This is a genomic window from Phaeobacter sp. (genome assembly GCF_022825805.1).
Lineage (GTDB): Bacteria > Pseudomonadota > Alphaproteobacteria > Rhodobacterales > Rhodobacteraceae > Phaeobacter.
In genome coordinates this window covers 1-13,951 of the sequence record NZ_JAJDWC010000005.1, presented here as the reverse complement: position 1 = coordinate 13,951, position 13,951 = coordinate 1, and the positions used below count along the sequence as shown (strand labels likewise).

At 58.7% G+C, this 13,951-nt stretch carries 11 protein-coding genes and 1 tRNA gene; 6 read left to right on the top strand and 6 right to left on the bottom strand.

All coding sequences use genetic code 11. The features are described from left to right. Positions 1-405: 405 nt before the first annotated feature. Genes Q0C28_RS00390 through Q0C28_RS00380 form a run of 3 tightly spaced genes read right to left on the bottom strand, consistent with a single transcriptional unit; the run spans position 406 to position 3,587 of the window. Positions 406-1,956, bottom strand: a complete 1,551-nt coding sequence (locus tag Q0C28_RS00390; protein ID WP_293572670.1) for a TRAP transporter large permease subunit — start codon at positions 1,954-1,956, stop codon at positions 406-408. Beyond that, entirely contained in the window at positions 1,949-2,449 is a 501-nt protein-coding gene (locus tag Q0C28_RS00385; protein WP_293572669.1) for a TRAP transporter small permease subunit, read from the bottom strand. The genes Q0C28_RS00390 and Q0C28_RS00385 overlap by 8 nt, the downstream gene beginning before the upstream one ends. Before the next feature lie 52 nt (positions 2,450-2,501). Beyond that, positions 2,502-3,587, bottom strand: coding sequence for a TRAP transporter substrate-binding protein (locus Q0C28_RS00380; protein ID WP_293572668.1), 1,086 nt, complete (start codon positions 3,585-3,587; stop codon positions 2,502-2,504). A gap of 163 nt (positions 3,588-3,750) precedes the next feature. Between Q0C28_RS00380 and Q0C28_RS00375 the strand changes: the two genes are divergently transcribed. Together Q0C28_RS00375 and Q0C28_RS00370 are read left to right on the top strand one after the other, a co-directional pair. Then, the gene (locus Q0C28_RS00375; protein WP_293572667.1) at positions 3,751-4,443 is read left to right on the top strand and encodes a GntR family transcriptional regulator; all 693 of its coding nucleotides are present in this window, start codon (positions 3,751-3,753) and stop codon (positions 4,441-4,443) included. Positions 4,444-4,547: 104 nt separating this feature from the next. Next, positions 4,548-5,120 (top strand): YdeI family protein, encoded by a 573-nt coding sequence (locus Q0C28_RS00370; RefSeq protein WP_293572666.1) that lies wholly within the window; start codon positions 4,548-4,550, stop codon positions 5,118-5,120. 93 nt (positions 5,121-5,213) lie between these two features. On the opposite strand, the gene Q0C28_RS00365 is transcribed toward Q0C28_RS00370, so the two are convergent. Beyond that, positions 5,214-5,298 (bottom strand) — tRNA-Leu (locus tag Q0C28_RS00365). Between the two features lie 224 nt (positions 5,299-5,522). Next, the gene (locus Q0C28_RS00360) at positions 5,523-7,274 is read right to left on the bottom strand and encodes an NAD(P)H-hydrate dehydratase (protein ID WP_293572665.1); all 1,752 of its coding nucleotides are present in this window, start codon (positions 7,272-7,274) and stop codon (positions 5,523-5,525) included. 232 nt (positions 7,275-7,506) lie between these two features. Here Q0C28_RS00360 and Q0C28_RS00355 point away from each other — a divergent pair, with 232 nt between their 5' ends. The 3 genes from Q0C28_RS00355 (at position 7,507) to Q0C28_RS00345 (ending at position 11,280) form a co-directional block, all read left to right on the top strand. Beyond that, the gene (locus Q0C28_RS00355) at positions 7,507-7,845 is read left to right on the top strand and encodes a P-II family nitrogen regulator (protein WP_293572664.1); all 339 of its coding nucleotides are present in this window, start codon (positions 7,507-7,509) and stop codon (positions 7,843-7,845) included. Between the two features lie 173 nt (positions 7,846-8,018). Then, positions 8,019-9,425, top strand: a complete 1,407-nt coding sequence (gene glnA / locus Q0C28_RS00350; RefSeq protein WP_293572663.1) for a type I glutamate--ammonia ligase — start codon at positions 8,019-8,021, stop codon at positions 9,423-9,425. Between the two features lie 460 nt (positions 9,426-9,885). Beyond that, positions 9,886-11,280 carry a hypothetical protein gene (locus Q0C28_RS00345; RefSeq protein WP_293572662.1) on the top strand — a complete coding sequence of 465 codons (1,395 nt, stop codon included), beginning with the start codon at positions 9,886-9,888 and terminating at the stop codon, positions 11,278-11,280. 55 nt (positions 11,281-11,335) lie between these two features. Here Q0C28_RS00345 and Q0C28_RS00340 read toward each other — a convergent pair whose 3' ends face one another. Continuing rightward, positions 11,336-12,124 carry a DUF3445 domain-containing protein gene (locus tag Q0C28_RS00340; protein WP_293572661.1) on the bottom strand — a complete coding sequence of 263 codons (789 nt, stop codon included), beginning with the start codon at positions 12,122-12,124 and terminating at the stop codon, positions 11,336-11,338. 348 nt (positions 12,125-12,472) lie between these two features. Here Q0C28_RS00340 and dddP point away from each other — a divergent pair, with 348 nt between their 5' ends. Continuing rightward, on the top strand, positions 12,473-13,840 hold the full coding sequence (dddP, locus tag Q0C28_RS00335) for a dimethylsulfonioproprionate lyase DddP (RefSeq protein ID WP_293572660.1): 1,368 nt from the start codon (positions 12,473-12,475) through the stop codon (positions 13,838-13,840). Positions 13,841-13,951: the final 111 nt, after the last annotated feature.

Below are 13,951 nucleotides of genomic sequence, written 5' to 3'. Positions count from 1 at the left end.
CAAGCAATGATGAATACGAACAATACGTGTGACGACAAAAGTTGGGGGATTAGACCCACTAATCAACCCTAACCCATTGAAATAAAACCACCCGCCAAAAACAAGCACCTCAAATATAGTTCTGAAGTGTCGAACTTGGGTCGCCTCCACCCCCGATCTGCTTGATCTCAGCGGTAGTGATTTCGGCTTTGACAGCTTTGCGGATCTGGCCAGCGTGATCAGCCAAGAAGGGGCCAACACCGTGATCGACCTGGCTCCCGACGCCTCGATCACACTGTTGGGCATACAGGCCGCAGATTTGACCGAAGACTTCGTTCTGATCTGATCCTGTGGGCAGCGGCGGAGCCTCGGCCGCCGCTGCCATTCGGTCCTATAGCGTGATCAGATCACGTTTAGACAACACCCTCAAAACAACAGGTTTGGCAGCCAGGTCGCAATCTCCGGCACGAACCAGATGACTGCCACGGCCAGGATCTGGATCACGATAAACGGGGCGACACCAGCATAGATCTGAGCGGTGCTGAGATCTTTGGGCGCCACACCGCGCAGGTAAAACAGCGAAAACCCAAACGGTGGTGTCAGGAACGAGGTTTGCAGATTGATCGCAATCAGAACCGACAGCCAGACCGGATCATGCCCCATCAGAATGAGACTGGGCATAACCAGAGGCAGCACGATCACCGCGATCTCGACGAAATCGAGAAAGAACCCCAGGAAAAAGATAAACAGCATACAAAACAGCAGCGCACCGGTTGGGCCGCCCGGAAGCTCTGACAACAGCGCATGCACCCGCTCTTCGCCACCAAGACCGATGAACACGAGCGAGAAGATGCCCGCCGCCAGAATGGTTGCGAAAATCATTGAGGTCATCGTCAGGGTGGAATTCAGCACCGGTTGCAGCGTCTTTTGCGCGATCAGCTGCTTGACCGCCAGAAAAATGGCCAGCGCCCCCACCAGGGTCAGCACCATGTAGCCTGCCCCAATCAGGTAGTCGAACGCCCCCAGATCGCTGCGTTGCAGACGCACAGGATAAAGCCCCGCACCGATCGCCAAGAGCACCAGCGAGACAGTGCCCGCGAGCACGATGTTGCGCGCCTTTCCGATCTTGATCGCTGCCATCAAAATTGCGCCCAGACCGCCAACAGACGCGGCTTCGGTTGGGGACGCAACGCCGCTGAGGATTGCGCCAAGCACCGCAAGTATCAGCAGGATCGCAGGCAGAATGGCGGACAGGATCTCCGAAAGGGGCAACCGGACGTTGGCGTCTTTCAGAACCGGCACATCTGCGGGCCGCGCCAGCCCCCGGAGCAGGATATACAGAATGTACAAAACCACCATGGTCAGGCCCGGCAGCAAAGCCGCGGCAAAGATCTGTCCGACAGAGATTGTGTCGATAGCGAATTTGCCCTGTTCGTATTGCGCTTGCTGATAAGCGTTTGAAATCACGTCCGATAAGATGATCAGCAAGGTCGATGGCGGGATGATCTGACCCAGCGTTCCAGATGCGCAGACGATGCCCGCGGCCAGCCGCGGATCATACCCCGACCGCAACATCGTCGGCAGCGCGATCATCCCCATCGCAATGACCGTGGCGCCCACAATGCCGGTGGAGGCCGCCAGCAGCATGCCAACCAGCACCACGGAAATGCCCAGCCCCCCGCGCAGCCCCCCGAAAGACCGGCCCATCTTGTCCAGCATCTCTTCGGCGATGCGGCTCTTCTCCAGCACAGCTCCCATCAGCACGAACAACGGAATGGCAATCAACACGCCATTGGTCAAAAGGCCAAAGATGCGTTGCGACATCGCACCCAAGAGCGAAATGTTCATCGCCCCAAGCGACCAGCCCAGAAAGGCAAAGACGATCGCCGTACCCGCGATGCTGAAAGCGACGGGAAAACCAGAGAGCACAGCGACCATAAGGGCCGCAAACATCAATAGGTCGAGATATTCAATCACGTGTCTCGCCCCCGAACAGCAGACGCAGCACTTCGGATGCGGATTGCAGCAACAGCAGAATGCAAAACGCCGGGATCAGCGTTTTCAACAAGAAGACCGCTTTGATCCCGCCCACGGAAATCGGCCCTTCCAGGATGCCCCAGGAATTGGAAACAGCGGGCCAGGACCAGTAGAGGATGGCACACATGGTCGGCATCAGCAGAAGCAGATGCCCCAGCAGATCTATGCGGCGTCGCCCCGTGGGGCCAAACTGGTTGTAGAAGATATCGACACGCACATGTCCATTGACCAACAGCGTGTAACCTGCCCCCAACATGAACAGGGTCGCATGCATGTACAGAACGGATTCATTGACCGCCACATCGCTCAGCCCGAACACATAGCGGGCGACAACCACGAAGAACTGCACCAACACCATCGCCAGCGCCAGCCAGCGCACCACAGATCCAACCGCGTGGCTGAACCCATCCAAAGTTCCGATAAGTTTCTGCACGTTTTGCCCCAAGTAAGGTCCGGCGCACGGCCTCGCCCGCCGGATATACGCTTTAGTAGCCCAGCACGCTGGCACGCGCGTTCATCTGGCCATTGTCCGCATAAACCATGTAGGGACCAACGGAATTGCGGTAAGCCAGGAAGCTTTCGGTGATCCGGCGCACCAGTTCATCTTCGTCCTGCGCCAGCTCATCCATGATCTCAACCGCAGCCGCACCCATCGCCTGCACCACATCATCGGGCAGTTTGCGCACCTGCACGCCTTCGTTCGCGACCAGATGGGTCAGGGCCTGGGCGTGTTTGGTGGTGTATTCGGTCCAGACCGGATTGTAGAGGCTCTCGCAGGCAAAGCTGACCGCCAGTTTGAGATCATCGGGCAGATCGGCATAGGCATCAGCGTTGACCGCGCATTCCTCTGCCGAGGATGGCTCCCCGACACCGGACCAGTAGTAGTTTTTTGCAACCTGCTGGAAGCCAACGGCGCTGTCCGTCCAGGGCCCGATGAATTCGCCTGCATCCAGCGCACCTGTCTGAAGCCCCTGAAACATGTCCCGCGGCCCCATCGCCTGAACCGCCATACCGATTTTCGAACACATCTGAGAAGCCAGGCCTGTGGTGCGGAACTTCAGCCCCTTCAGATCATCCAGCGAGTTGATTTCATCGCGGAACCACCCCTGCCATTGTGGCCCGGAATTGCCGCACAGAAATGGCTTCAGGTTGAAGCGGGCGTAAATCTCATCATAAAGCGCTTGCCCGCCGCCGTGATAGAGCCAGCCGAACTGCTCATCCGCGCGCAGACCAAAGGGTTGCGAGCCAAAGAGCAAGATCCCTTTGGACTTGGACCCCCAATAGGCAGGCACCGCGTGGTACAGCTCGGCCGTGCCTTCGGACACCGCATCAAACACCCCACGTCCGGGCACCAATTCCCCCGCAGCGTGCAGTTTGATCTCCAGCCGTCCCCCCGACAGCGTGGTGATCCGATCAGCCAGCATCTGCGCGGCAACCCCGGGTCCAGGCAGATTTTTGGGCCAAGCCGTTACCATATTCCACTGCCGAATGCCCTGGGCAACGGCGGGTGCTGCCAGTGATGTCGCCGCAGCGCCCAACACACCGGCTGTCACAAATTCTCTGCGTTTCATTCTGTCCTCCCATATCGCAAACAGCATTAAGCCGTTGCCAAAAAATTTTAAGCATGCACATATTAATTGTGTCAATATCAATTTGAGTGGCTGCGAGCGGACGACTTGGCTATGAACCCCTGTCCAAATTAGGTGTATGCGAACAAAGGCACGGATTCCGACCATGGCGAGCAACTGGATAGACATCAGAGACGAAATCAGGCGGCGCGTGCTGGAGCGTGAACTGTTGCCGGGCGCCAAGCTGCCAAATGATCAGGAGCTGGCAGAGGAATTCGACTGTTCGCGCACCACGGTGCAGCGCGCGATGCTGGATTTGGCACAAAGCGGCACCGTGAACCGGCGGCGCAAAGGGGGCACCACGATCACGCTCCACCCGATCACGCGCACAACCTTTGACATCCCGATCACACGGTTGGAAATCGAAGCGGCGGGGCATGAATACGGCTATTTCCTGGTGTCCCGTGATATCCTGATGTCACCGCCACGGGTGGCGTCGTCGTTTGGGCTTGCGGAACCCACGAAAATGCTGCGGGTGCGCGCTTTGCATATGGCGGACAAACAACCCTACATCTTTGAAGATCGCTGGATCGCCCACGACACCACGCCTGAGATCCTGGATGTGGATCTCAGCCGCGAAAGCGCCAACGAATGGCTGATCCGCAACCGCCCCTACAGCGATTGCGAAGTCCGGTTTCTGGCCAAACGCGCCACCCACGAAGAGGCTGATCTGCTGGCCGCAGACGTTGACGAAGCGCTGTTTGTCATGGAGCGCACCACCTGGATCAATGGCGCGCCGATCACCACGGTGCGAGCGCTTGCCAAACCGGGGTATCAATTGGTCGCAAAAGCCAACTGAGCCCCCCGCAGACCTGTCCGCTGGACCTGCACGCCCGCAAAAATACATAGAGCATGAGGCAGAGCACGCCTCCCATGGGCGCGCAGCGGGATGAGGGCGGAACAATGGATCATGAGAAGTTCCAAAAGGTCGAGGTGACCAACAAAGACCAGCTCTGGGGCTGGCTCGCCGACAATCACACCCAGGACGACAGCATCTGGCTGGTCACCTGGAAAGCGGCCCACCGGGACAAATATGTCAGCCGCGATCAGGTGCTGGACGCCCTTGTCGCCTATGGCTGGATCGATGGGCGACGGCTCAAACTGGACGACGACCGCACAATGCAGTTGCTGTCCAAACGCAAACAACAGGCCTGGGCGGCCTCCTATCAAAAACGGGCGCAAAAGCTCATCAACGAGGGACGCATGAGCGAACACGGGCTGGCATCGATCAAAGCGGCCAAAGCCTCGGGCAAATGGGGCGAGATGGCCCATGTCGATGCGCTGCAGGAGCCTGAGGATCTGATGATCGCATTGGTAAGCCGCCGCGCAACCGACTGGTGGCAGGTCGCAGCCCCATCCTACAGGCGCAACGTGCTGCGCTGGGTTGCGACAGCGAAGAAACCCGAAACACGCGCAAAACGCATCACAACCATCGCCGAACACGCGGAACGCGGGGAGAAAGTCCCTCAGTATTGATCTCTGAACACGGTGTGGATCGCCAAGCAACTCCGCGCCTTGGCATAGTCCGCCCGCAGGCGGCCAGTCATCAACGAGAGCTTGAGATCAAAGTGGTGCGGGTGGAGGGACTTGAACCCCCACGCCTTGCGGCGCCAGAACCTAAATCTGGTGCGTCTACCAATTCCGCCACACCCGCATCCAGCAGCGCGCATCTGTGCAAACCAGGCTCTGCGCTGCGTAAGCCCGGTGACTAGCAGAGGTTTCTTGCGGATGCGAGAGGGAAAATAGCGTTATCCACAAAAAGTCCGCCGCGGCCTCTGCGCCCTTGGACTGTCGGCCGTAAGTTGTGGAATGTTGGCTGTGGCCGCAGACCGCCGCGGTGCCAACACTGCCAATGTGTTCCATGTACTTTTGTCGCCATCAAAGTGCCAGCTGGCGCAGCACCTGTGGGACCTGCTCTGGCAGGTCCTCTGCAATCAACCCTGGCCCGTGGGACAAAGCTGCCTCGAGATGCAGCCAGGCTGCTGTTTCGGCTGCATCAAAGGGGGCAAAACCACGCGCCAGAAGACCCGTGATCAACCCTGCCAAGACATCCCCCGACCCTGCCGTGGCCAACCAAGGTGCTAATCGCCCGCCGCTGGCCGCGTTGACAACGCAACGGCCATCGGGAGCGGCAATCACGGTGTCAGACCCTTTGAAGAGCACCGTGCAACCGGCCCGCGCAGCGGCCGCGCGCGTTGCATCAACCTTGGAATATGCCGGGCCCTGGCTTGGTGCCGCGGCAAGTGTCTCGGCTAGATCGGGGAACAGACGCGCAAACTCACCCCCATGCGGGGTCAGGACGCAGGCGTCATGAAGCCTGGCAAAGAGCGCCTCGGGGTCCTCGGCAAAGGCCGACAGCGCGTCCGCGTCCAGCACCACCGCACGTGCGGGATCGCCTAGCGCGGCTGGCAGCAGATCACGCGCACGGTCCTGGCCCAGGCCCGGCCCCAAACATAGCGCATTGATCCGCGCATCGCCCAGCACAGTCGAAAGGTCTGCGGACCCGCCGACCCGGGTCATCATCAATGCGGTGATCTGACAGGCGACCTCCATCTGGGCGGCAGGTGGTACACCGAGGGTCACCAGCCCTGCCCCACCCCGCAAGGCAGCACGCGCCGCCAAACGCGCCGCCCCGGTTTTGCCAAACCCGCCGGTCAAAACCAACGCATGACCGTGGGAGAACTTATGCCCATCGCTCTGTTTCGACAGCGACCTCGCCAGCGACTGCGCCTGCATACACAGATGTCGCGCCACCCCCTGTTCTGAATGAAACGCTGCCAAGGCCCGGTGGGACAGAGATCCGGGCAAAACCGCCGGGCTCAATCCAATGTCGTGCACGACGACATGACCGCAAAGGGCGGGACCCTCGGCCAATACGTGACCTTGTTTCAGACTGTGGAACGTGACGGTCAACTCTGCCGCAAGGAGGGTTCTACTGCTCAGCTCAGTAACATGCCCAGTCACACGGCCAGCTTCAGAACCAGTGTCAGTGACAGAGCCAGCAACGGGGCCAAGCCTGCGCCCGCTGTCCGCGCAAAGCCCGCTGGGCACATCCACAGCAACGATCCTGACACCGCTGCGCTGCAATCGCCCCTGGTCTTCGGCAGACACTGTAAAACGGTCGGCCAGCGGGCGGCTCAAACCGGTGCCAAACAGAGCATCAACCATGAGATCAACCTGCGCAGACGCGCCACCCAGCAGCTCTGCCAGCGTTGACGCATCGTCACCGCGCGCTGTGATCTGACCGCCGAGTGCCAGCCAACGCGCATGGTTGGCCCGCGCATCTGGGGGCAGCTTTTCTTCGGTGCCGTAGAACGCGACCTCCACCGCCCAGCCCAAATCGCGCAGGAGGCGCGCCACCACAAAGCCGTCACCGCCGTTGTTGCCCGGCCCACATAAGACCAAGGCGCGGCCCGCGGTGTCAGATTGCTCAAGAGACGTCGGCTCCGATTGCGTCACGGGCGCGGGGTTTGACCCCCGCGGTTCCGCGAGCTCCGGCCACTGCGCAAAGATGGCTTCGACCACGCCCTGCCCGGCGCGCTCCATCAACTCCAGGCCTGACACCGCACCAGAATCAATCGCCGCCTGCTCGATGCATCGCATTTGTGCTGCGCTCAGCAATTCGGTCATTTTGCGTGTTCCTCTCCCAGGCGGGTCGCATTTCGGCAGGCTATTGCCGCTTAAAAATAACGCTGCTTGGCTGTCATTTTTGCACGCTGCCTATTTTTTAATCGCATCGGTCAAAAAATGAGCAACAGTGATCAAAACCTGATCTCTTTGCCCGTCTTCACGTCAGCTTTGGTTGTCCCACATCACTAGAAATGATCTGACCGTCCCCAACAACCCTGTGAGGAGTGCCGGTATGAAAAAGATCGAAGCCATCATCAAACCGTTCAAACTGGACGAGGTGAAGGAAGCCCTGCAGGACGTCGGTGTACAAGGTCTGTCGGTGATCGAGGTCAAGGGTTTTGGCCGCCAGAAAGGTCACACCGAGCTGTACCGCGGTGCCGAATATGTCGTGGACTTCCTGCCGAAGGTCAAAGTCGAGGTGGTTCTGGACGACGACCAGGTCGATGCCGCCATCGAGGCGATCGTATCGGCGGCCAAGACCGACAAAATCGGCGACGGCAAGATTTTTGTCTCCCCTGTTGAGCAAGCCATCCGGATCAGAACCGGTGAAACCGGCCCGGACGCTCTGTGAGCCTGATGGCCGCAACTCCGGCGGCCACGCAGCACATCGAAAGCTCCGAAACCAAGATACCACAGCGCAGGCCCTGATTGGCTCACCATACAGCCAAAGGTCGATCAAGACACAGACCTGCCTGTCCCAAACACAACCATATACATACACCCAAGATCAGAAGGACCATTGAAATGAGCGCAGACGCAGTTCTGAAGATGATCAAAGAAGAGGAAGCGGCCTATGTCGATATCCGCTTCACCGACGTGCGCGGCAAGCTGCAGCATGTGACCGTGGATGTCGATCTGGTCGACGAAGACTTCCTTGAGGAAGGGTTCATGTTCGACGGGTCCTCCATCGCGGGTTGGAAGTCGATTGAAAACTCCGACATGAAGCTGATCCCAGACACCGAGTCCGTGTATATCGACCCGTTTTATGCGGAAAAAACACTCTGCATCCACTGCTCCGTGGTCGAGCCTGACACCGGCGAAGCCTACCCACGCGATCCGCGCGGCACCGCGCAGAAAGCCGAAGCCTATCTGAAATCCTCCGGGATTGGTGATGTGGCCTACATGGGTCCGGAAGCTGAGTTCTTCCTGTTCGACGATGTGCGCTTCTCCAACACCATCAACAAAGTCTCCTACGAAGTTGATGCGACCGACGCGTCCTGGAACACCGACACCGAATACGAAATGGGCAACATGGGCCATCGTCCGGGCGTCAAAGGTGGCTACTTCCCGGTGAACCCCATCGACGAATCCCAGGACCTGCGCTCTGAAATGCTGTCGACCATGAAGCGTCTGGGCATGAAAGTGGACAAGCACCACCACGAAGTGGCGTCCTGCCAGCACGAACTGGGTCTGATCTTTGACAGCCTGACCAAACAGGCCGACGAGCTGCAGAAGTATAAATATGTGATCCACAACGTGGCGCACGCCTACGGCAAATCGGCAACCTTCATGCCGAAGCCGATCTACGGTGACAACGGCACTGGCATGCACGTCAACATGTCGATCTGGAAAGACGGCAAGCCGCTGTTTGCTGGTGACAAATACGCAGATCTCTCCGATGAGGCGCTGTATTTCATCGGCGGTATCCTGAAGCACGCCAAAACGCTGAACGCCTTCACCAACCCGTCGACCAACTCCTACAAGCGTTTGATCCCGGGCTTTGAAGCACCTGTTCTGCGCGCCTACTCTGCCCGCAACCGGTCTGGCTGTGTCCGTATCCCATGGACCGAAAGCCCGAAAGCCAAGCGCGTCGAGGCCCGTTTCCCGGATCCGGCAGCGAACCCCTATCTGTGCTTTGCCGCACTGTTGATGGCTGGTCTTGACGGTATCAAGAACAAGATCAACCCAGGCGAAGCCATGGACAAGAACCTCTATGATCTGCCTGCCGAAGAGCTGGCCGACATCCCAACCGTCTGCGGCTCGCTGCGCGAAGCGCTGGACTGCCTGGCGGCGGACCATGACTTCCTGCTGCAAGGTGATGTCTTCACCAAAGATCAGATCGAAGGCTACATCGCTCTGAAGATGGAAGAGGTCGAGACCTACGAACACACACCGCACCCGGTTGAGTTCGGCATGTACTACAGCTGCTGATCCCCAAGATTGACAGCCTTTTCGAGCGCTCCTTTTTTGGGGGCGCTTTTTTTGTGCCCCCTGCCAAGCCCCGCAGCCGATCTGACCACCGCAGTGCTCCGGCCCAGAAGGTTCGACCAACGGGTGACGCAAAGGCCCTGTGAACGTGGGGCGGACATTGATGCATAGAACAACCCCAAGCTGACCCTACGTCAATAAATCCGCAACACTGCCGCCGATTTCCCCGCATTGGGCCCGCTATGGCATCAATATGGCGAGGTCTGGCCTCTCTTTTGCCCAAATCAAACGTTCATCGCCGTTTAAATTTTCGTAAAATTGTTTTTATTCAATATGTTGACGAATTTCTCTGTGACCTGAGAATGATTAATGATTTTTTTACTCTCTGCGCTGTGAGGCCTCATTTTCTGCCATTTCAACCCGTAGCCTTGTGACAAATCCACCCCAGCGGAGGACCCTGACGGTGACCAAACAAGATCAGTTCAAAGGCAAGTTGAGCTTTGAGTATCGCGAAGAAGAGGCGCTGTCCCTGGGCTGCGACGCTGTGCTCGATATCATGGCGCAATTCGGCTATGATCTGTCCAACTTGGCGGCAGATGCCGACCAGGAATGTTGTCCCCATCAGGCTGCCTTTGACTGCGACCAATACCGCATTGATCTGCGCTACCGCCGTCATCCAAGCAAGACCATCGACGTGACCCATGCAGATGCCTCGCTTTCGGCCGTTGATCTGCGCAGCTCTCTGACCATCGCGTTGGTACCGCATGTTGTCGATCCGCGAGACGCTGAGCTGAACGAGGTCATTCTGGCACTGGTGATGCAGCGCATCGTGCAGGACCTGGAACCGGCTGCCGTGAACTGGCTGCACCATCCGGTCGACTACAGTGGCGCCAGTTTCCTGTCCGCTTTCGCAAGCGACGACGCAGCACAGGCAACAGAAAATGACGGACAATTGGCCGAGGCGATCGTGGCTGAGACGGCTATGGCTGAACCAAAGACGACGCCGGCGGAACCGATTGACCAGATCGCCGATGCCCCCATGGCCGATATGATCCTGGCGAACCCATCCCCTGCAGTTTCTGCACCGTCAGACACATCGCTCTTGGACATCGTTTTGGCCGAGGTTGCGGAGCTGACGCCCGTGACGGCCAGCCAGATAGCCAACGAACAGGTCGGTGAACTGAACGCTGTGAAGGACGGTGAACAGGATGCCGGGTCGAACGGTGGGCCGAACACGATACCTATGCCTGATCCTATCAGCGTTGCTATGCCTGACATGATCAATCCCAATACGCTGGGTGGCGGGAGCTACGCTGCTGGGCCCGTGCTTGAAGTGGACTCGCTCACGATGGCGCAACCTCCACGTGCTGCCGATCAAAACCTCGGTCTGGGTCAACGCATGGCTGGTGATACCGCGCTTGCCGAGATCCAAGACGAGACGCAAGTTGAGGCCATGGCCCAGCCTGCGGAGGGTCAAAACCCAGAAGCCCAATCCCGTGACGTCCAGCCAAAACGCATCCGTGGACGCGCCTGTTTCCAGCCGATTGAGGAGACAGCGGCAGAACTGTCGCGGCACTGCGATGAAATCTTGCAGAAAAAGACCGCCAACCGGCAAGCGATTGAGGCCAGTGAACGCGCGCGGGCGCGCGCCTCACAGGTTTTGCGCCAAACGCACCCCACCCACGGTTTGACCCGCCTGCTCAGCCGTCTGACCGGTTTGTCGTCCCGCATGAAAACGCATCACGACGCGCGGCAGATGGTGCCTCAGGCCAGCAACAGCTTGCGGCGCAGCCTTTATATTCTGGCGGGTGCGGGCCTCTTCATCACGCTGCAAAGCACCGCAGCAACGGCGTTTTAAACCACACCGAGCCACCGCAGGTCTCGGGGCTTGAACTTAGGACCTGTCTCTTCGCTCAGATGTCATCAGCGCGGTGGACCGCATCAGCCCCCGCGCCCCATTGGGCGATCACATCCTGGCGGCGCAGAACAAAGGTGTGGATCCCAAACACAACGGCGCGCGTCTGTGGCAGTCGCAAGATGGTCTGCCGTTCGCTGCGCAGAAACGTCGCCTCCTGTTCGCTCGGGCGTGGCCGATCGCCGACGACGGGCCGGGGTTGGTGCAGCGTTGCATCCGCATACCATAACGCGTTGAAGCGCCACAGCGGCCGCCCGATCTGCACCCCGTCAAACAGGCGCTGAACCCTGGCTGCGATACCGCTGTCGTAGCTGTCCACCGGCGCATGAATAGCGATCAGCGGGCGCAGGAATTTCTCCGCAAGGGTCCAATTCGCCGGGAAACACAACACCGCAGCGGTCAGCACATGCTCGCGCTCGTCTGCTGCCTTTTCGAGGATACAGAAATCCTGCTGCGTCAACCGGCCCAGGCTGCCCATCGGATCCTGCCGATCAATGGCCACCTCCTGCCCGTCGGGTCGCAGAACGCTGCGCGCGGTGACTGCTGCCTCTCCGTAGCGATCTGCCAACACCAGATCCAACAGCTCCTGTGCCGCAGGCGTTGCGCGCTCTGACAGTGCAACCACCGCATCACGGCGGCTGGACAGCAGCTGCTCCCGTTCTGCCATCTGCTCCGCAAACGCATCATCCCAGATCAGCCAGTTCGCCGGATCCAGCGGCTGGATGCCTGGCAGTTTGGTCGCCACAAGCGGGTTGAACGGAATAGCTGTCTGCAGAATCGCTGTCATAGGTGCAGGCTTAGCACCGTTGCCCCGCCACGCCCCAGCGCTTTTTCTTCGCCCAAAAGGCGCGGGAGAGACCAAAAACGACGCCTCTACCCGTCGTTTTCCAATTGGACGGGGCGTAGAAACCACGTCATCGTGGAATGGACACATATGACCAGTGATCCGCAACCGTATGCTTCAACCGTTGGATGACAGATTCTGGGTGATTGATTTGCCTGGCCGCCTGTTTGGTTCTGCACCCAACAAGGGCTGGCCAACCCGAGACAGATCCAAGACGCCAGCACCAGAACGCACAGAGATCATTCGGATCAGAGCGCAATATAGGACCACACCGCGAAAGGCTTGCCAGATATGAACCAGCATCACCGCGACATCCGCAAGATTGATCCCAGCCGGGGCACCACCCTTGGCGATATGACCCCGAACGACAATGACCGTGTCGAAATCGGTCCCACACAGCTTGCTTTTGGCGAATGGGCCGATGCCGGGCTCGAGCTGCCGGATCTGCAGGCGCTGCGGAAATACCGCTGGGAACGGCTGACCCGGTTCATCAATGACCGCGGCTATGGTGGCCTGTTGGTGTTTGATCCGCTCAACATCCGCTATGCGACGGATTCCACCAATATGCAGCTGTGGAACACCCACAATCCGTTTCGCGCTTTGCTGATTTGCGCCGATGGCTACATGGTCATCTGGGACTACAAACAGTCCCCTTTCCTGAGCGAATTCAATCCACTGGTCCGCGAGCAACGGGCGGGCGCCGACCTGTTCTACTTTGATCGGGGCGACAAGGTTGATGTGGCCGCGGACGTGTTTTCCAATGAGGTGCGGATCCTGCTGGAGGAACATTCTGGCGGCAACAAACGCCTGGCCGTGGACAAGATCATGCTGCACGGGCTGCGCGCGCTGGAAGCCCAGGGGATCGAGGTGCTCCCGGGCGAAGAGCTGACGGAAAAATGCCGCGCCGTGAAAGGCCCAGATGAGATCAAGGCAATGCGTTGCGCCCATCACGCCTGCGAAACCGCCGTCGCTGAAATGGAACGCTTTGCCCGTGAAAAAATCCCCGGAGGCGGCATTTCAGAGGATGATGTCTGGGCGGTGCTGCATGCAGAAAACATCCGCCGCGGTGGTGAATGGATCGAAACCCGCCTGCTGGCCTCCGGCCCGCGCACCAATCCGTGGTTTCAGGAATGCGGACCGCGGATCATTCAGAACAACGAAATGATCAGCTTTGATACGGATCTGGTCGGCTCCTACGGGATTTGTATCGATATCTCACGCAGTTGGTGGATCGGCGACAGCAAACCGCGCCCCGATATGATCTATGCGATGCAGCATGGCATTGAGCACATCCAGCACAATATGGAGCTGCTCAAACCCGGGGTGAATATTCAGGATCTGTCCCGCGCCTGCCATCCGCTGGATGCCCAATACCAGAAACAAAAATACGGCTGCATGATGCATGGGGTCGGTCTGTGCGATGAATGGCCACTGGTGGCCTATCCCGACAAGATGGTCGAAGGCGCCTTCGACTTTGAGCTGGAGCCTGGCATGGTGCTCTGCGTCGAGGCTCTGGTCAGCCCCGAGGGTGGCGATTTTTCAATCAAGCTGGAGGATCAGGTGCTGATCACCGACGATGGATATGAAAACCTCACCTCTTATCCGTTTGACAAGGCACTGACGGGCGAAGCTTACCACCCTTCAAAATTTCATACCTGATTTGACGTTTGCCTGATCTATGTGATTCAAGGAGTCTCCACTATTGTGATTGGAGGCTGTTTTGGCGGGGAACAATTGTTTTTCAAAGCTTTATTCGAGGGTTGAGACTGA